This is a genomic window from Hymenobacter sediminicola (assembly GCF_014250515.1).
Taxonomy (GTDB): Bacteria; Bacteroidota; Bacteroidia; order Cytophagales; family Hymenobacteraceae; genus Hymenobacter; species Hymenobacter sediminicola.
This window is the reverse complement of record NZ_CP060202.1, coordinates 1207980-1226020: the sequence shown is the minus strand read 5'-3', so window position 1 is coordinate 1226020 and position 18041 is coordinate 1207980. Positions and strand designations below refer to the sequence as shown.

The 18041-nt window shown below is 58.2% G+C and carries 14 protein-coding genes; 4 read left to right on the top strand and 10 right to left on the bottom strand.

The window, feature by feature from the left end; all coding sequences use genetic code 11:
- Window positions 1–72: 72 nt before the first annotated feature.
- From hslU to lon, 3 genes are all read right to left on the bottom strand, one after another.
- Window positions 73–1479, bottom strand: coding sequence for an ATP-dependent protease ATPase subunit HslU (gene hslU / locus H4317_RS05265; protein WP_185889098.1), 1407 nt, complete (start codon window positions 1477–1479; stop codon window positions 73–75).
- A gap of 146 nt (window positions 1480–1625) precedes the next feature.
- On the bottom strand, window positions 1626–2696 hold the full coding sequence (gene porQ, locus H4317_RS05260) for a type IX secretion system protein PorQ (RefSeq protein ID WP_185889097.1): 1071 nt from the start codon (window positions 2694–2696) through the stop codon (window positions 1626–1628).
- A 283-nt stretch (window positions 2697–2979) separates the two neighbouring features.
- Complete coding sequence (gene lon, locus H4317_RS05255; protein WP_185889950.1) at window positions 2980–5439, bottom strand: endopeptidase La; 2460 nt, start codon at window positions 5437–5439, stop codon at window positions 2980–2982.
- Between the two features lie 317 nt (window positions 5440–5756).
- Here lon and H4317_RS05250 point away from each other — a divergent pair, with 317 nt between their 5' ends.
- A complete protein-coding gene (locus H4317_RS05250; RefSeq protein ID WP_185889096.1) occupies window positions 5757–7769 on the top strand; it encodes an OmpA family protein in 2013 nt (670 codons plus the stop codon).
- An 86-nt stretch (window positions 7770–7855) separates the two neighbouring features.
- On the opposite strand, the gene H4317_RS05245 is transcribed toward H4317_RS05250, so the two are convergent.
- Window positions 7856–8353 (bottom strand): DUF6702 family protein, encoded by a 498-nt coding sequence (locus tag H4317_RS05245; RefSeq protein WP_185889095.1) that lies wholly within the window; start codon window positions 8351–8353, stop codon window positions 7856–7858.
- Between the two features lie 266 nt (window positions 8354–8619).
- On the opposite strand from H4317_RS05245, the gene H4317_RS05240 reads away from it, so the two are divergent.
- On the top strand, window positions 8620–10347 hold the full coding sequence (locus tag H4317_RS05240; RefSeq protein ID WP_185889094.1) for a phosphoglucose isomerase-related protein: 1728 nt from the start codon (window positions 8620–8622) through the stop codon (window positions 10345–10347).
- An 89-nt stretch (window positions 10348–10436) separates the two neighbouring features.
- Here H4317_RS05240 and H4317_RS05235 read toward each other — a convergent pair whose 3' ends face one another.
- The 3 genes from H4317_RS05235 to H4317_RS05225 form a co-directional block, all read right to left on the bottom strand.
- Window positions 10437–10943: a cupin domain-containing protein gene (locus tag H4317_RS05235; RefSeq protein WP_185889093.1), complete on the bottom strand. Its 507-nt coding sequence runs from the start codon at window positions 10941–10943 to the stop codon at window positions 10437–10439.
- Between the two features lie 106 nt (window positions 10944–11049).
- Complete coding sequence (gene rseP / locus H4317_RS05230; RefSeq protein ID WP_211538912.1) at window positions 11050–12396, bottom strand: RIP metalloprotease RseP; 1347 nt, start codon at window positions 12394–12396, stop codon at window positions 11050–11052.
- A gap of 103 nt (window positions 12397–12499) precedes the next feature.
- On the bottom strand, window positions 12500–13672 hold the full coding sequence (locus tag H4317_RS05225; protein ID WP_185889092.1) for a 1-deoxy-D-xylulose-5-phosphate reductoisomerase: 1173 nt from the start codon (window positions 13670–13672) through the stop codon (window positions 12500–12502).
- Between the two features lie 168 nt (window positions 13673–13840).
- Here H4317_RS05225 and H4317_RS05220 point away from each other — a divergent pair, with 168 nt between their 5' ends.
- Window positions 13841–14326 carry a hypothetical protein gene (locus H4317_RS05220; protein WP_185889091.1) on the top strand — a complete coding sequence of 162 codons (486 nt, stop codon included), beginning with the start codon at window positions 13841–13843 and terminating at the stop codon, window positions 14324–14326.
- Window positions 14327–14329: 3 nt separating this feature from the next.
- Here the strand turns inward: H4317_RS05220 and H4317_RS05215 are convergent, their stop codons facing one another.
- Together H4317_RS05215 and H4317_RS05210 are read right to left on the bottom strand one after the other, a co-directional pair.
- Entirely contained in the window at window positions 14330–14776 is a 447-nt protein-coding gene (locus tag H4317_RS05215; protein ID WP_185889090.1) for a 3-oxoacyl-ACP synthase, read from the bottom strand.
- Window positions 14777–14875: 99 nt separating this feature from the next.
- On the bottom strand, window positions 14876–15235 hold the full coding sequence (locus tag H4317_RS05210) for a hypothetical protein (protein ID WP_185889089.1): 360 nt from the start codon (window positions 15233–15235) through the stop codon (window positions 14876–14878).
- Between the two features lie 110 nt (window positions 15236–15345).
- Here H4317_RS05210 and H4317_RS05205 point away from each other — a divergent pair, with 110 nt between their 5' ends.
- Window positions 15346–17565 carry a PAS domain-containing hybrid sensor histidine kinase/response regulator gene (locus H4317_RS05205; RefSeq protein WP_185889088.1) on the top strand — a complete coding sequence of 740 codons (2220 nt, stop codon included), beginning with the start codon at window positions 15346–15348 and terminating at the stop codon, window positions 17563–17565.
- A gap of 18 nt (window positions 17566–17583) precedes the next feature.
- On the opposite strand, the gene H4317_RS05200 is transcribed toward H4317_RS05205, so the two are convergent.
- On the bottom strand, window positions 17584–18006 hold the full coding sequence (locus tag H4317_RS05200; RefSeq protein WP_185889087.1) for a LytR/AlgR family response regulator transcription factor: 423 nt from the start codon (window positions 18004–18006) through the stop codon (window positions 17584–17586).
- Window positions 18007–18041 lie beyond the last annotated feature (35 nt).

Below are 18041 nucleotides of genomic sequence, written 5' to 3'. Positions count from 1 at the left end.
ATAACGCAAAAAGAAGCGGCCCCAGGCCGCTTCTTTTTGTTTTGTAGCAGATGGCATGAACCAGCTTGCTGGTTACAGAATGTACTGGCTCAGGTCCGGGTTACGAATCATACTTTGCAGCCGTTCATCCACAAGTTCACGGGTAATGAGGATATGCGCGTTGGGCCCGATACGGTCCGGCACATCGAACAGGATGTCATTCAGCAGGCGGCTCATGACCGTGTGCAGACGACGCGCGCCGATGTTTTCTACTTCCGAGTTCACCTCAAACGCAATTTCTGCCAGCCGCTCTAGAGCCGCATCATCGAAGCTGAGCACCACGTCCTCGGCCTGCAGCAGGGCTTCGTACTGTTTGGTGAGGGCATTTTTTGGGTCTTTCAGGATGCGGAAAAAGTCGTCCTTGGTGAGGCTCTGCAGCTCCACCCGAATCGGGAAGCGGCCCTGCAGCTCCGGAATCAGGTCGGAGGGCTTGGCGACGTGGAAGGCACCGGCGGCAATGAACAGGATATGGTCGGTGTTGATGATGCCGTATTTGGTACTCACGGCCGAGCCTTCCACGATGGGCAGCAGGTCGCGCTGCACACCTTCGCGGCTCACATCGGGGCCGCTGCCACCTTTGCCGCTACGGCTGGCCACCTTGTCGATTTCGTCGATGAAGATGATGCCGGCATTTTCGGCGTTGCGGATGGCTTCGTCTTTCACCTCATCCATGTCAATGAGCTTGGCGGCTTCCTCATCAAGCAGGATTTTGCGGGCCTCAGCAATCGTGACTTTGCGCTTGCGGGTCTTCTTAGGCATCATTGAGCCCAGCATGTCCTGCAGGCCGGCCATAGAGGCTTCGTCCATGCCGGGGGCGCCACCAACCAAGCCGATACCGGGCGCGCCCTGCTGGACTTTTATCTCAATTTTGCGGTCATCCAGCTCACCACTGCGGATCTTCTCCCGAAACTTGTCGCGCGTACGCTCATTCAGCTCGTAGTCGGAGTCGGGCATGGCACTGCTGTCGATGGTGGTGCCGAAGCCGGCCGTTGACTTTAGGCCTCCCCCACTCACAGGCGGAATCAGGGCATCCAGAATCAGGTCTTCTACAGCCTGGGCGGCCTGCACCTTCACTTCTTCTTTGCGGCGCTGCTTCACTTGGTTCACAGACTGCTCCACCAGGTCGCGCACCATACTTTCCACGTCGCGGCCCACGTAGCCTACTTCCGTGAACTTGGAGGCCTCTACTTTCGTGAAGGGGGCGTCGGCAATGGCGGCGAGGCGACGGGCAATTTCGGTTTTACCCACGCCCGTCGAGCCAATCATCAGGATATTGTTGGGTACGATTTCGCGCTGCATGTCCAGCGGGGCGTGCAGGCGGCGCCAGCGGTTGCGCAACGCAATGGCCACGTGGCGCTTGGCATCGTATTGGCCGATGATGTATTTATCGAGTTCGGCCACAATTTGGGCCGGGGTCAGGAACGTTTTGGAATCGAGCATGGGTAGAAAAAGATGGGTAGCCAAGGTACTATGGCGGCCACAGAAAAGTTGGGCTACACAACCAATAAGGTACAACGCCCCTATGGTGCATAACCAGTCTTGCGGCTTTCAGCCCAGACAGTGCCCGCGCAGCAGCTATCAGCCTGCTACTGCTTTTTTACAAAGAGCGTGTTGAGGTTGCGCGCTACGGTGAAGTAATTGGCGCCGCCGCTGGCATGGATACCAGCACGCGTGTAATCGAGCTGAAACTGGCTGATACGCAGCATAACCCCGAACGAAATACCGGCGCCGCCAGCCGTATTATCGAGGCGCAGTTCGCGGCGTTGCAGATGGTTATAGCCCAGGCGCACGTTTAGGTTCTGGCCCAGCAGCAGCTCACCTCCAACTGCAAAATGCCGCGCAATTTTATCACCTAGGGTCTTTTTCTTGACGATAGGCTCCCCGTTCTCGTCTAACTGGCCGCGCTGGTTAGGGTCGAGATATACGATGTCGAGCTGCTGCAGGTGGTGGGCCGTGATGGAGAAGCGCAGCGGCATGTGTTCAGGCTTGATGGTAGCCCCGATCTGCACGTCCAGTGGCATGGGCTCCCGGCTGGCCCCGGCATATGGCTTGAGTTGGTAGCCAGCATTTTTTACTGCTAGTCCTACTGTAAAGTCCTGCTCCGGATGCTTGAACAAGGCGCCTACATCGGCCAATAGCCCTACTGAGTGGTTGCCGCTGATGCCGGACACAGCCAGCTTGGCCGTGCCGCCCAGCGTGAACGGCCCCTGCACGTAGGTGTACGTGGGGCCGGCTGCGTACTCATTCACCGAAAACTCGCCAAGCAGATTGCCGGCCGCGTCATACTGGTCGAACTTGCCATAGCTGAGATAAGTGAGGGAGAAACCCAGGCGGTTTTTGGCGTCGTCCTGCTTCGGCTTGAAGACATAGGCGGCCGTGCTCTGCTTGATATCGGCCAGGTAATCGACGAACGTGAGGGCAAGGCGGCCGTCCATGTCGGCGTTCAGCAGCGCGGGGTTGCTGAGCATCATGGTTGGGTCAGAGTCGCGGGCTGATACGTTGACACCACCCAGCCCGGCTGCTCGTGCGCCCGGCGGCAGATTCAGAAACGAAAACGTCTGCTGGCCGCCAATTTGAGCGAAAGCCGCTGGTGCTCCCCCCAAGCCTAGGGCAACGGATAAGGTAGCAATAACACGGCAGTGTAGCAGTCGAATCATGGGGGTCTAAGATACAGCGTTTAGCAGGTAGTTGCAGGCATAAGACGCCAGAAACCGCTCTTTATTGTGCAGGTCGCACTCTACGCGCGTACCAGGCCACCACCGGTGGCGGGCGTCTTCTGGCGCGCCTGAACGGGCCCGCCACCGGTGCCAGTACACTGCGGAAGTTCCTGAACTCATCCGGCACAGGTGTCGGCAGGCTGCCGGCTCGCCCGAACTACCCCGCCACCGGTGGCGGGGTAGTTCGGGCACTACCTGAGCAGACTGGCACCGGTGGCGGGTACTACTGCACTTCCACGCTGGGCACGGGGGCCAGGGGCGCTTCATCGCGCACAACCAGCTTCATAGGGTGCGCCACTTTCTCATCGAGCAGGGCTACGCGCAGCACGTCATCTACCCGGTCGGCGTAATGAATAGTGAGGTCCTTGATGTATTCCGGCTGGATTTCCTCAATGTCCTTGCGGTTTTTTTGGCACAGAATCACATCCTTGATGCCGGCGCGCTTGGCGGCCAGAATCTTCTCTTTGATGCCGCCCACCGGCAGCACCTTGCCCCGCAGCGTAATTTCGCCGGTCATGGCCAGGTGGCTGCGGATTTTGCGCTGCGTAAACACCGACGCAATGCTGGTGAAGATGGCAATGCCGGCGCTGGGGCCGTCTTTGGGCACGGCACCCTCGGGGAAGTGAATGTGCAGGTCGTACTGGTCGAAGAGACGGTAGTCGATGTCCAGCTCGTCGGCGCGGCTACGCAGGTAGCTCAGGGCCGTAATGGCCGACTCTTTCATCACGTCGCCGAGTTGGCCCGACAGCGTGAGCTTGCCCCGGCCCCGGCTCAGCAGACTTTCGATAAACAGAATGTCGCCGCCTACGCTGGTCCAGGCCAGACCCGTCACTACCCCGGCGGTTTCGTTGTCTTGGTACTGGTCCCGGTCGAAGATGGCGGCCCCGAGGATGCGCGTAATGTCCTTGGGCTCCAGCGCAGCGGGATATTCTTCCTTCATGGCTTTGCTCTTGGCAATGTTGCGCACCACGCCGCCTAGTTTGCGCTCCAAGCTGCGTACGCCGCTTTCCCGGGTGTAGTCGTCAATTACGCGCTGTAGGGCAGGCGGCGTGATGGTCACGTCCTTGAGGCTGAGGCCGTGGTCGGTGAGGAGCTTGGGCCAGAGGTGCTTTTTGGCAATCTGCGTTTTCTCTTCCAGCGTGTAGCCGGTCAGGTCGATGATTTCCATCCGGTCACGCAGGGCGGGCTGAATAGTATCCAGCGAGTTGGCCGTAGCAATGAACAGCACCTTCGACAGGTCGTACTCCACCTCCAGGTAGTTGTCGGTGAAGGTGGAATTCTGCTCAGGGTCCAGCACTTCCAGCAACGCCGACGACGGGTCACCGCGGAAATCGGAGGCCAGCTTGTCGATTTCGTCGAGCACGATAACCGGGTTGGAAGCGCCGGCTTTCTTAATCTGGGCGATGATGCGGCCGGGCATGGCCCCCACGTAGGTTTTGCGGTGCCCCCGAATTTCGGCTTCGTCGCGGACGCCGCCAAGGCTCATGCGTACGTATTTACGGCCCAGCGCCTTCGCAATGGAGCGCCCGAGGCTGGTTTTGCCCACGCCGGGAGGCCCGTATAGGCACAGAATCGGGGCCTTCAGGTCCTGCTTCAGCTTGAGCACGGCTAAGTACTCGATGATGCGCTCCTTTACCTTTTCCATGCCATAATGGTCCTGGTCCAGGATTTTGCGGGTGCGCTTCAGGTTGAAATTGTCCTTGGTGTACTCAGCCCACGGCAGGTCCAGCAGAAACTCCACGTAGTTCACGCTGAGCGGGTACTCGGCCGCCTGCGGGTTCACGCGGCCCAGCTTGTCCAGCTCTTTGGCAAAATGCTTGGCCACAGCCTCCGGCCATTGCTTAAGCTTGGCCCGCTGCCGAAACTTGTCAATGTCCTGGTCAGAACTGTCGCCACCGCCCAGCTCATCCTGCAACACCTTAATCTGCTGGCGCAGGAAATAGTCGCGCTGCTGCTGGTCGATGTCGGTGTGAACCTTGGTGTGAATTTCGTGCTTGATTTCGAGGTGCTGAATCTCCTTCAGCATCAGTTCCAAAAGCATGGTGCCGCGCTCCACGCCGTCGTTGATTTCGAGCAACTTCTGCTTTTGCCCCACTTCCACATTGATGTTGGAGCTGAGGAAATGCGTCAGAAACGACGGCGACTCGATGTTGTCGAGGGCTACCTGAGCTTCCTGCGGAATTTCGGGGTTCAGCTTGAGCATCTTGGCCGCCGCATCTTTCAGCGAGGCTACCAGCGCCTTGGTTTCTTTCGAATTCTTGTTGGGGAACACCTCCGGCGCGTAGCTCACGCGGGCCGTCAGGTAGGGCGTGTGCTGTAACTCTTCCTCAATCTGGAAACGCGACTGGCCCTGAATGATGATGGTAGTATTGCCGTCGGGCAGCACCAGCAGCTTCAGAATCTTAGCCATGGTGCCCACCTGATACAGATCGGCGAGGCTGGGGTCGTCGTGCTGGTTGTTTTTCTGCGCCACTACGCCCACAATCTTGTTGCCGCGGTAGGCCTTGCGCACCAGCCGGATGCTCTTCTTGCGTGTAACCGTGACGGGCAGCACCACGCCCGGAAACAGCACCGTGTTGCGCACAGGCAGCAACGGCAGCGTCTCGGGGGCATCTTTCGGATCGAGGGGCTGGTCAGGGTCGGTGGCTACGATGGATACTACTTCGGCAGAGTCGTCGGTCATCAGCAGGAAGGGCGAAGAAAAGGCAGCAGGGATAGAAGGCATATACGGAAAGCAGGGCGAAAAAAGCGGAAGTCGGTGCCAGAATGACAGACTTGCGGCCAAGAGCCCGGCCCGCAACCGGGCATACTTCCGAAGATACGTGTTTGACAAGCGCCGTGCCACCTCGCTTACCGACAACCTTCGGGTGCTGGCACCGGCCAGGGAGGCATACGGCCCGGCCACTCCGGCAGACTGCCGGACATGCACGGGTATACCTGAAAATTCCTATTTTTGACGTCCCGTGCCGCCCCCGGCCGGCTTCGGTGTCCTATTGCGCTATGCTTTCCTCGTTACGTTCGTTGTTATTGGTTCTGTTGGTGTTGCTGCCGGTTGTGCTTTGGGCCCAGCAGAAGCCCGGAGCCCCCCTTCGCCAACGCAAGCTTACTACCCGCTCGGTGCGCCAACTGCGCCTGCGGCCTGATGCAACACCGGAATTCCCGAACATCAACCGCGTGGCCTTCTATCAGAATAAGAAGGAGTTGAAAGCCATTCAGAAGGCCGAAAAACGCAAAAACTGGAACCAGGCCCGGGTGCTGCTGGAGGCCTACGTAGGTAAGTTCGGCATCGAGAATTTCTACAAGAACACCCAGATGCTCTGGCGCCTGGCCCAGCTGTGGGAAAAAGCCGGCAACGAAGACCGCGCCAAGGCTTACTACCGCCTCGCCCTCAAGCACCATCGCCAGGACGTCAAAAAGATTCAGCTGTATTACGACTCGCTGGAACAGAAAACCGCCGACCTCTACGTGCCGCTCAAGGTGTATTATGAGTTGGTGGAGTACCGGAAAAATATAGTGGCCTTCCGGCCGCCCAAAGGGGTGCTGACCACCATGGGCGACGCCATCAACTCGCAGGCCGAGGACTATGGGCCGACGCTAAACCCCGATGCGAGCATGCTGCTGTTTTCGTCGAAGCGCAAAGTGCGCGGCGGCATCAAGCAGGTGGTGGACGAGGACCTGTACGTGTCGCGGAAGGACGGCGACCTGTGGACTGATGCTGAGCCGCTGCCCAAACCCATCAACTCGCCCTACAACGAAGGCTCGGCCTGCTTCACCCGCGACGGCAAAACCATCTATTTCGCCCGCTGCGAGTGCCCCAGCTGCCACGGCAACTGCGACCTGTTCACGTCCACGTTCAAGGACGGGCAATGGTCGGTGCCTAAGAGCCTAGGCACGCAAGTCAACTCCTCGGCCTGGGACTCACAACCGACCCTGTCGCGCAACGAAGACACGCTCTACTTCGCCTCCGACCGGCTCGGCGGCTTCGGCCTGTCGGATATCTGGTACACGTACCGTGGCAAAAACGGGCAATGGGCTAAAGCCGAGAACATGGGGCCGGTGGTAAACACGCGCGAAAGCGAGGTAAGCCCCTTTTTCCACCCGCTCTACAACGTGTTGTACTTCTCGTCGCGCGGGCAGTTGCTCAACTACGGCGACTTCGACATTTACAAGACCTACCGTGTGCAGGGCCGCTGGCAGGAAGCCAAGAACATCGGGCCGCTGGTGAATGGCAAGGGCTCGGAGTACTACTTCACCATCGATTCGGAGTCGAAGGACCTGTATTATGCGCGCTCTGAGGAAAAGGACATGAAAAACCTGGACCTCTACTCCTTCCCGCTGCCCATGGAAGCCCAGCCATTGGCTACCACCCACGTCGAGGGCACGCTGGTGGACTCGGTGAGCAAAAAGCCCCTGGGCGGCATTGTCACCATCGTCGATACCGATAATGGTATTGAAGTAGCGGCCAAATACCTGCGGCCTGATGGCTCGTTTGACTTCGATTTGATTGACGGCTCGCACTACGTCATGATTATCCAGAGTCCGGACTTCTTCAGCGTGGAAAAGAAGTTTGAGCTACAAGGCGACACGGTGATGAAGCTCATGACCAACTCCATCGATTACGGGCTGCCGCTCATTTTCCAGAATATCGAGTTCGACCAGGACAAGTCGCACATTCGGACTTCTATGCAGCCCATCCTCGACCGGATTGCGCTGTTTATGGTGGACCACCCGACGTTCCGGCTCAGCATCACGGGCCACACCGATTCTAAAGGCGACCCGGACTTCAACGAGCGTCTCTCGCAGGACCGGGCCGAGGCTATCCGCAAGTACATTGAAACGAAGGGTAAGCTCAAACCCAACCGCATCGAGAGCTTCGGCTATGGCTCTACCAAGCCGCTGAAGGAGGAAGTGACGCCGGAAGACGCCAAAACCAACCGCCGCGTAGAGTTTCGCCTCATCAAGCCCGATGATGACAAAAAAGACGCTGGCAGCGGCGGTGCCGACTGGAAATAAGCAGCTAGTTGGCTGTGGCAACTATGCAACAAGCGCCTGCTATCTGAGTAGCAGGTGCTTGTTGTTTTTAAGTCATTAGGCGAGAGTTACCAACTCAGCTTGTGTGTTTCCTCGCCGTCGCGGAAGAGTTGGCTTTGCTTTTTGCCACCGGCTTCCACGTTCACTATATTCATCTGGTCCGGGAAAACATCGAGCAGCAGCGCGTTGCGTAAGGAGAAACCCGTGATGGGCCGCGCCACTTTTAGGGTGCAATAGAGCCAATACGCGTCGCGCTCCTTTTGCATACCCAGAAACTGCAGCGGCAGCGTTTCGCCGGGCTTGGTGCTGAAAACCAGGGAGCGGCGTAGCAGAGCGGTGGTCAGCTGCGTCACGAGCGGCTTCGGCGACTGGTCGAGGCTGATGGCAGTAGGCTGCCCCACCGACAGCGCCTTTTCAAAGTCATCAGTGAAAACCTTCAGGGCCACTTCCAGCTGCTGTTTGGCGGGGTTGTAGCGCACATCCATGATGCTGGCGTGATAGGCATGCGCCCAGGCCAGTAGCGAGGCCAGCAGCAGAAAGGAAAGCAGAAGCGTCTTGCGAAACATAAGGCAATGCGTAAGGAAAGCGCCCGTCTGGTACTACAATCGTGCCGCAGGCAGCAGAACGCCCTGCGGCAACACAACTGGCGTATTGTAAGAGAACATCCTGACAGAAGATTCCCGGCCGCCAGCACCGGTTCCGGTCCGGCTGCCACAAAAGTAGTCTGCTTCTTTACCTTTGCGCCCGGCAGGTGTGCCTGTCTGGCCCAGCCACTTTGGGCCGGCCCCGCCACCGCACTACTTCCCGACACTCCAATTTCGCCTCTATACCTATGGCCTCCGACGCAACTACTTCCATTCCTGCCATGATCATGCACCTGGGTTCCTACCAGGCTGCCGTTGATGCTAAACTGCAGGAATTCAACGCCAAAAACTTCACCACCGGCTTCTGGCAGAAACAAGCTGATCTTTGGGTGCAAGACGAAGCCGCCCAGCAAAGCCTGCGCAGCTTCATGGGCTGGCTCCGGGTGGCCGAAACCATGCTGCCCCGCGTTTCTGAGATTGAGGAATTTGCCAAAGAAGTGAAAGCTGCCGGCTTAAAGCACGTCGTGGTGATGGGCATGGGTGGCAGCACCATGACGCCGATTGTGTTCAAGCAGGCCTTTGAAAAATCGGCAGATGGCCTGCCCCTTTCGGTGCTGGACACGACGAATCCTGCCTCTGTGCGCGAAATAGAAGAGTCGGTACCGCTGGCCGAAACGCTGTTCGTAGTAGCCAGCAAATCGGGTACTACGGCCGAGCCACTAGCTTTCGGCGACTATTTCTACGCCCGCCTGAAAGAGCTAAAAGGCGACAAAGCCGGCGAAAACTTCGTGGCCATTACCGACCCCGGCTCCAAGTTCGTGACCCAGGCCACTGCCGAAGGATACCGTCGCATCTTCCTGAATTTTGCCGAAGTAGGCGGCCGCTTCTCTGCTCTCTCCTACTTCGGGCTAGTGCCAGCCGCACTCTACGGTATAGATATCAAAACCCTGCTGGAACGGGCCATTGGCATGATGCGCGCTACCGGGTCGGAAGGCCAAGTGGAGCAGAACCCCGGCCTGGAGCTGGGTGTAGCACTGGGCTTGCTGGCTCAGGAAGGACGCGACAAGCTGACCTTGGTAGTACCTGCCGGCCTCAGCGACTTTGGCTTGTGGCTGGAGCAGCTGGTAGCGGAAAGCACCGGCAAGGAAGGCAAGGGCATCCTGCCCCTGGCCGGCGACCCGCTCAATGGCCCGCAGGTGTACGGTGCGGACCGCGTGTTCGTGTACGTAGGCTACGAGAACCAGCCCGATGAGGAAAACCGCCGCAAAGTAGCTGCTCTGCAGACCGCTGGGCACCCCGTCATCACCATTCTGCTACACGATGCACTGGACCTGGGACAGGAGTTTTTCCGCTGGGAAGTGGCGACGGCCGTGGCCAGCGCCGTGCTCGAAATCAATCCTTTCGACCAGCCCAACGTGCAGGCGGCCAAAACCGCTACCGACCAGTTGATGAAGGTGGTAGTAGAAAAAGGCGCATTGCCTCAGACTAGTACGCCGGTACTGCAGGAAAACGGCCTTGACTACTACACCAGTGTTTCGGGTGCCGATGCGGTGGAGGTGCTGCGCAATTTCTTCGGGCAGGCGAAGGCCAGTGACTTCCTCTGCATTCAGGCATACCTGCAGGAAAGCCCAGCCGTGAACAAGGAGTTGGACGAACTGCGCGCCTTGGTGCAACAGAAGAAGCATATTGCCACGGCTTCGGGCTACGGCCCGCGCTTCTTGCATTCCACTGGCCAGTACCACAAAGGCGGCCCCGACACCGGCCTGTTCCTGCAAATCACCACCGACCACGCCCAGGACCTGCCGCTGCCCGGCCGCCCCTACACGTTCGGTACGTTCCAAAACGCCCAGGCCGCCGGCGACCTACAAGCCCTGCACGACTACAACCGCCGTACACTACGCGTGCACCTTGGCCAGGCCGGCGAAGAAGCTGGCGTAGCTACTCTGTTGGCAGCCCTGCGGAAAGCACTGGCGTAACTTTCGGTACAGACAAAAGAAAGGGCCTGACGATACCGTCAGGCCCTTTTCTTTGCTGGCATCTGATAGGTCAGTATTCTTTTCTTGGCCTAGCGCCCAAAGTCATCCTGCACCCGCACGATGTCGTCTTCGTCGGATGGGTTGGTAGCGTCTGTGTGCTGCCAGATTTCGGCCAGCACGCCCCAACCGCCTAACCCTACAAGGCGGTGCCGCTCACCTTGCCGCAGCGTAATCAGTTCGCCGGGCTGATAGGTTTTCACCTCTGTCTCTTCATCAGTAGAGCTGGTAACTACGCCTACGGGACCTTGCACCACGCGCCAGATTTCGGCGCGCCGGTGATGGTATTGCCAAGAGAGGCGCTTTTCGGGAGCCACCAGCAGAACCTTAGGGCTCAGCTTGCCCGAAATGCGCAACTCGTCCACCGACATATTATCGAAATACGCATCAGCAAAAGCCTGGGCCTGGCTTTCGTCAATTACGAAAAAACCGCCCCAGGGACGTGTCTGATCCTGCTTGTCAATATTGAAGCCAAGCTGGCGAAGCTGCTGCTCCGTCTGCTGGAACAGCTGCGCTTTTTGCTCGTCGAGAGTATTCATAGAATAGGGAGAAAGAGGGGATTATGGGTGCAAGTTCCGAAAAAACAAGAAGCCCGGCTGCTACCTGCTCTTTGGCGGGTGGCAGCCGGGCTTCAGGCAAGCAACTTTAGATACCGATTTTCTTCAGGAGCGGATTGATAATGAGCACGAAAGCCATCAGCGACAGAAGCAGCATCATGCCCACCTTCTGCGCATTCTCCAGGAATTTATCAGAAGGCTTGCGGCCGGCTATCATTTCATAAAGCAGAAAAATAACGTGCCCGCCATCCAGCGCCGGAATAGGCAGCAAGTTCATAAAGGCCAGCACCATAGACAGCATGCCGGTCATGGTCCAGAACCAGACCCAGTCCCAGGTAGGGCCGTATTGCTGCGCTATTTCCCAGGGGCCACCTACCGATTTGCGGAAGGAAGCCTCACCTTTGAAAATCTTGCCGAAAGCGGTAATCTGGTTGGTAATGACGCCAAATGCCTTGTTCGTACCTACCGGAATGGACTGCGCAAACGAATAGTGGCGCACCGACTCGTGCAGCAGCGACTTGGGAAAGAAGCCCAGCTTGCCCTCCTCATCTACGGTAATATCCAGTGTTTTCAGCGCGCCGGCGCGCTCCACCACTAGCTTTACTGGTTTGCCAGCCTTGGCCAGCAGATCCTGCTGAAACTCAGGAAAGAACTCTACCTTTTTCTGGTCGAGCTGCACAATCCGGTCATCGGGCATCAGGCCGCCTTTGTCCGCAGGGCTGCCAGAATTCACCGTTTTCACGGCAAACGGGTTGCGAGGCAACACAAACCGCTGCTGGCCCTGCTCCGAAAGCCGGTCGATGAAGTTGGCCGGCACCGGCACGTCCACGAGTTGGCCCTGGCGCTCTACCGTATAGAACGAGTTGGAGCCCATCATCACCTCCGGATTGTACACCTCATTGAACTCGGTGAACGGCCGGCCGTTGATTTTCACGATTTTGTCGCCGGTGCGGAAACCCATTTCCTCTCCCAGCTTATTCGGCAGAATGCCGTAGCGCACTTCTGAAGCCGGCAAATAGCTTTCGCCCTGCGTGTAGGTGAGCAGCGTGAAAATGATGATGCCGGTGATGACGTTCATGATGATGCCACCAAGCATCACAATCAGGCGCTGCCAAGCTGGTTTGGCCCGAAACTCGTTGGGTTGCGGCTCAGCGGCGAGGCTGTCGGCGTCCTGAGTTTCGTCGATCATGCCGTGGATGGCAACGTAGCCACCCAGCGGAAACCAGCCCAAGCCGTATTCTGTCTCGCCGATTTTCTTCTTCAGCAACGCAAAATTGAGGACGTTGGGCAGCGGAAACAGGAAGTCGAAGAAGATGTAAAACTTATCGACCCGGATTTTAAAATATTTGGCGGTTGCAAAGTGTCCGAACTCGTGCAGACCAACCAAAATGGAAAGGCCCAGCAACATTTGCCCGGCCATGATGAGGATTTCCAAAGGGAGGTAATTAGGTGATTAGGTAATAAGAAGCGTGCAAGGAACCGAAAACAGGCGCTACAGTTGCCTTGCCTGCCGCTCTAGGTTATACTAAACGCAACAGCTACAACCGCGCCAGCCGTTCCTGCGCTACCCGACGTGTCTCCTTGTCAGTTAGCACATAGTCGTCGAGCGACGGATTGGCAAGGTACGAAACGCGGCTCAGGCACTCTTCTACCACCTCCGACATTTGCAGAAAACCTACTTCGTCGCGCAGAAAAGCCGCTACGGCTACTTCATTGGCGGCATTCAGAACGCAAGGCGCATTGCCAGACTGGCTCATGGCCTCGAAAGCCAGCGCCAGATTGCGGAAGGTGCTCAGGTCGGGCTGCTCGAAGGTGAGTTGCGGATAATCGAGAAAGGAGAAGCGCGGAAAGGTGTTGGACAGTCGTTGCGGATAACCGAGAGCGTACTGGATAGGTAGTTTCATGTCGGGCAGGCCGAGCTGGGCTTTCAACGAGCCATCCTCAAACTGTACCAGCGAATGAATAATGCTCTGCGGATGCACCACCACATCAATCTGGTTGTCGCGCAGCCCAAACAGCCACTTGGCCTCAATTACCTCCAGGCCCTTGTTCATCAGTGAGGCCGAGTCGATAGTGATTTTGGCGCCCATATCCCAGTTGGGATGCTTGAGCGCCTGCGCCTTCGTCACTTCCGCTAGCTGCGCGCGGCTCCGGCCCCGGAATGGCCCACCAGATGCCGTGAGAACAATTTTCTCAATTGGATTCTGCGTCTCGCCTACCAGGCACTGAAAAATGGCCGAATGCTCCGAATCGACGGGCAGCAGCCGCACGTTGTGCTCCCGCACCAAATCGGTGATAAGCTGACCGGCCACCACCAGCGTTTCTTTGTTGGCCAGGGCAATGTCTTTGCCAGCCCGGATAGCCCGCACCGTGGGCAGCAGCCCGGCGTAGCCCACCATAGCCGTCAGCACGATGTCGGAGTCGGGGCGGCCGGCTACATCAGCCAGGGCTGCGGCGCCGGCCAGCACCTCCGTTTCGGGCTGCCCTGCCAGAGCGGCTTTCACGGTTTCATACTTGGCCTCGTCGCCGATGACCACGGCCGCAGGCCGGAACTCGCGGGCCTGCTGCACCAGCAGCGCCGCATTGGACTGCGCCGACAGCGCCGTGACAGTGAAACGGCCCGGCTGGCTGCGGACTACATCAAGCGCCTGGGTGCCAATGGAACCGGTAGAACCGAGCAGCGTGACGCGTTTGGGGAATTCGGAGGGCATGCAGGATGAAAAGAACCGGGGCGGAAATAACTCGGCGGTGAAGAGCAAAAGTACGGTGAAGTTCGGCTTCCTGCCATGCACAGCCCTATTTCGCGGCGCGGCACCGGCCATATTGTCCACACGGCTCCAAAACCGCGTACTTTGTGGTTCCAGCAATTCTTTTCTACTGTGTCCAGCCCCGCTCCCGCCGCCTCTTCCGCTGCCTTCGACAAAGCCCGTACTGGTTTGTGGGCCAGTCTGCAGAAGCATCTGCAAACCATTTATGCGGCCGAAAAGGAATTCCGAGCGGCTACGGCTTTCGCCACTACACTTCCATTTTCGGCCACCAGCCTAGAGCCGCAGCAGCTGTTTGAGTATCAGCAGCACCGCGCCGTACTGCGCGACCTGTTCGTGGATGAAACCACGCAACTCGATAGTTTGGTGAAGGCCGTGCGCCTCAAGAGCTACGAAGAAGACGAGAAAAAACAGCTGTTGCTGATGATTTTGGGCTACATGGACATTGCGGCCACCGTTTTTGAGCTTCTCGATACGCACCGCCCCAGCAAGCTCGACAAGGACGAAGAGTTAGAGGAAGCCAGTGCCCGTTTCGAGCGGGTCCGGAGTTTTGCTCGCCTCAATATTCGGGGCCTGCCGAACCTACTGCCCCGGCTATAGCTCCTACTCCACGGTCAGTACGCGGACTTGCTTGCCGTTGAATAGGGCCTCCTCCCCGGCCCGCTTGCCGGCCAGAGCCGCCGCTACCGGTGCCGCTGCCGATACAGCAAAATAGTCCTGCCCCTCCACGGTGAGCTTGCCGGCACTGATGCCGAGGTAGAATACGCCCATGTTGGTGTAGACCAGCGCACCAGGCCGCACTGTGTCGCAGGGCGTTTCAGGGCTGATGCGCTGCAGCTCGCCTTGTAGCTGCTGCGCCTGCCGCAGCTGCACGGTGTTCCGGTCCCGCTCGTTCTGGGCCATGGCGCGGCCGGTTTCGTACTTGTCGCCGGCGCTGCTCTTGGTCTCGCTGTTCGCCGATTCCTGCGCCGCCTGAATGGCCGCTTGGCAGGCATCTATGCGCTCCTGCACGTAGGCGAGGCAGGCGGTGTGTAGGCGGGGTTTTATCATACTTCTGAATCGGAGCAATACTAGTTATGTAACAACAAACAATCTGTGACGGTTGGCTATAGAACGATAAGCTGGCTAACGGAGCCAAGTAGTATATGTCTAGTTGATTCTGCGCTTCATAGTGAAGGTGTAGAAAGGTAGGCCAGCAGTGCCCATAGCGGCATTGGACCCATTCACCAGTTCGAATCCCTGCGCATTCAGCTTTTCCAGCTCCGCTATTACCGGAGCCATGTCAAACCGCTTGGCATTCTTCTCGCTTTCAAATTCCTTTTCTTCGGTGCTCTTCGAGCCAATAGTAGTACTGATGAAGTTTTTCTTGCCGGCCTGCACCACACTTACTATAGCATATTCCTCCGTGCGGGAGTCGGTGGTGCGAGTAGCGCCTGATTGTGAACCAAAAGCAGACAGACCGGTGAGTGAAACAGCTACGGCAAGTACGGAGAGAATAGTTCTGGTCATAACGAGGTAAAAGGTTGGTGCCCAAAGTAAGCAATGAAGTTAAGTTCAGTCCTATCAAGCGGCTTTCATTCTGGTCGAACTGTATATTTAATAGCCCTATTCCCTCCTGTATGTCCGCTGCTTCCTCTCCTGCTGCTTCGTCCGATTTGCTGGCAATGCAGCTACTCGCGCAAAACCCCAGCCCCATCCTGCACCTGACTGCCACCGGCGACGTGCAGTATGCCAATCCGGCCGCTGAGGCGCTCCTCCAGCAGTTTAGCCCCACAGAACGCCCCATGCAACTGCAGCGGCTGGCAGCCCTTACCTCTCCCGTGGGCCAGCCGTTGCCGGAAATAGTGCTGGCCGGCCAGTATTTCTCGGTAGCGATGGTACCGGCCGCCCATGGCGCAGGCACGCTGTACCTCACCGATGCCACAGCCAGCTACCTCAAAGACCAGCGGGCTTTTTTCGAAACGGTGTTTCATCATTTGCCTACCGGAGTTGCTATTTTCGACGCCCAACACCGCTTTCAGTACGTCAATCCTGCCGCTATTCGCAACGCGGAAATTCGGGAGTGGATTATCGGCAAGAACAATTTCGAGTATTGCCTCCACCGTAACCACCCCCTGGACATGGCCGTGGAGCGGAAGAGGCAGTTTGAGCGGGCCGTGCAGCAGCGGGCCGAAGTAACGTGGGAAGAAACCATTCAGAGCCCCACCGGACCGCGCCACTGGCTACGCCTCTACCATCCTGTGTTCGGGCCTGATGGGGAATTGCGCATGCTTGTGGGCTCCAGTGCCGACATTACGGACCGCTACCTGGCCGAGCAGGAGCTGGAACGCGCCAAGCAGGTGGCTGAAGCCTCGGTACGCGCCCGCGAAACGTTTCTGTCCAACATGAGCCACGAAATCCGGACGCCGATGAACGGGGTGCTGGGCATGGCTGGGCTGCTGGCCCGCACCGAATTGAGTGCTCAGCAGCAAGAGTACGTGAGTATCATCCGCAACTCCGGCAACCACCTGCTCAGCGTGCTGAACGACGTGCTGGATGTGGCCAAGATTACGTCGGGCAAGCTGGAGATGGAGCACACGCCCTTCGACTTGGCCAACGTCATCCGTATTGCTACCCAGACGCAGGCCTTTCGGGCCACGGAAAAAGGCATCCGGTTTCTCCTGCACCCGCTGCAGCTGCCGGCCCAGCCCGTTCTCGGCGATCCGCACCGCCTCAGCCAGGTACTGCTCAATCTGCTCAGCAACGCCATCAAATTCACTCAGCAGGGCGAGGTGGCGCTGCTGGTCCGCTGCCAAGCCGAAACCGAATCGGCCCTGACCGTGCAGTTCCAGGTAAGTGACACCGGCGTGGGTGTGCCAGCCCACAAGCAGGAAGCCATTTTTGACAGCTTTTCGCAGGCCTATGCCGATACTACTCGCAACTTTGGCGGCACGGGTTTGGGGCTCACCATCAGCAGCAGCTTGGTGGAGCAGCTGGGCGGCAATCTGGTGGTGTGCAGCGTTCCGGGCGAAGGCAGCACGTTCAGTTTCAGCCTGACTTTCGCCAAAGCCGCTGCAACCCAAGCAGTGCCGGATGCGCACTCCCTGGCCGCTACCGACGCCGAGTTGGTACGGGGCTGGCGCGTGCTGCTGGTAGAAGACCACGACATAAACCGCCTGCTGGCGCAGCTGGTACTGGAACACTACGGCGTGCTGGTTGATGCGGCCATCAGCGGAGCTGCCGCGCTACAGCTATTCGAGCAGCACCGCTACGAGTGTATCCTGATGGATATTCAGATGCCCGACATGAGCGGCCTCGACGTGACAGCCGCTATGCGTCGCCATACGGAAGCAGCCCGTGCTACTACGCCCATCATTGCTTTTACGGCCAATGCCTTCCGCGCCGATAATGAGAAATATCTGGCCGCCGGCATGGACGACTGCATGACCAAGCCTTTTGACGAGGCCGAACTGCTGCGCAAGATGCTGGCACTGCACCGGCCGTCCAATGCGGCGGCTCCTCTCTTCGACCTAAGCGACCTGCACCAGATGGCGCACGGAAATCCGGCTTTCGTGCGGCGTATTCTGGAGGCATTTATGCAGCAGACGCCGACACTGCTGGCTCAGCTTGAGCAAGCCGTTGCCGCCGCAGCTTGGCCCGCAGCAGCAGCATGCGCCCACAAGCTCAAGCCGTCTTTGAAGCTGCTACGTTGCCTGAAACTGCTAGAGGCCACGCAGCTCCTAGAGACGAAACCGGCAACGGAAGCGCATAAAAGTGCCGCTCAACACCTCATTAGCACGCTTCCTAGGCTACTGACGCAGCTACAGAAACATTTAGCTACTGACGCTATGCCCAACTGATGCCGGGCCGGACGATGGTTATTGAGCTGGCGTTGTGGGCGCTGGGTGCAGCCGCTCGGCCACGCGCTGCACCGCCTGCCCAAACCGCTCGTAGCTGAACGGCTTCACCAAGTAGTCAACGATGCGCAACTCAAAAGCATCCCAGGCAAAATCTTCGTGGGCGGTAGTGAGAACCACCTGCGGCGGCTCGGGCAACAGGCGCAGCATATCCAGCCCATTCAGATCGGGCATTTCCACATCCAGAAACAGCACATCTACCCGCCGCTCTGTACTAAAAAATTCCAGTCCTTCTACGCTTCCCGACAACGTAGCAACCAGCTCCAGTTCGCCTGTCAGGGCAATGTAGTGCTCCAGCGTAAGGCGGTTGATGTCGTCGTCGTCGAGAATAGCACACGTAAGGCGCGGCACAGTGGCACTGGCAGCTATAGCAGGAGCAGGCATAAGTAGATGAGTGCGAGGCAGAGTATACCAGGCAA

Bases quoted from the DNA above. Each gene is read 5' to 3' on its own strand.
- H4317_RS05235 (WP_185889093.1), bottom strand. From the start codon at position 10,943: ATGAATACTCTCGACGAGCAAAAAGCGCAGCTGTTCCAGCAGACGGAG.
- H4317_RS05250 (WP_185889096.1), top strand. From the start codon at position 5,757: ATGCTTTCCTCGTTACGTTCGTTGTTATTGGTTCTGTTGGTGTTGCTG.
- H4317_RS05200 (WP_185889087.1), bottom strand. From the start codon at position 18,006: ATGCCTGCTCCTGCTATAGCTGCCAGTGCCACTGTGCCGCGCCTTACG.
- porQ (WP_185889097.1), bottom strand. From the start codon at position 2,696: ATGATTCGACTGCTACACTGCCGTGTTATTGCTACCTTATCCGTTGCC.
- H4317_RS05240 (WP_185889094.1), top strand. From the start codon at position 8,620: ATGGCCTCCGACGCAACTACTTCCATTCCTGCCATGATCATGCACCTG.
- H4317_RS05210 (WP_185889089.1), bottom strand. From the start codon at position 15,235: ATGACCAGAACTATTCTCTCCGTACTTGCCGTAGCTGTTTCACTCACC.
- H4317_RS05225 (WP_185889092.1), bottom strand. From the start codon at position 13,672: ATGCCCTCCGAATTCCCCAAACGCGTCACGCTGCTCGGTTCTACCGGT.
- H4317_RS05205 (WP_185889088.1), top strand. From the start codon at position 15,346: ATGTCCGCTGCTTCCTCTCCTGCTGCTTCGTCCGATTTGCTGGCAATG.
- H4317_RS05215 (WP_185889090.1), bottom strand. From the start codon at position 14,776: ATGATAAAACCCCGCCTACACACCGCCTGCCTCGCCTACGTGCAGGAG.
- lon (WP_185889950.1), bottom strand. From the start codon at position 5,439: ATGACCGACGACTCTGCCGAAGTAGTATCCATCGTAGCCACCGACCCT.
- H4317_RS05245 (WP_185889095.1), bottom strand. From the start codon at position 8,353: ATGTTTCGCAAGACGCTTCTGCTTTCCTTTCTGCTGCTGGCCTCGCTA.
- hslU (WP_185889098.1), bottom strand. From the start codon at position 1,479: ATGCTCGATTCCAAAACGTTCCTGACCCCGGCCCAAATTGTGGCCGAA.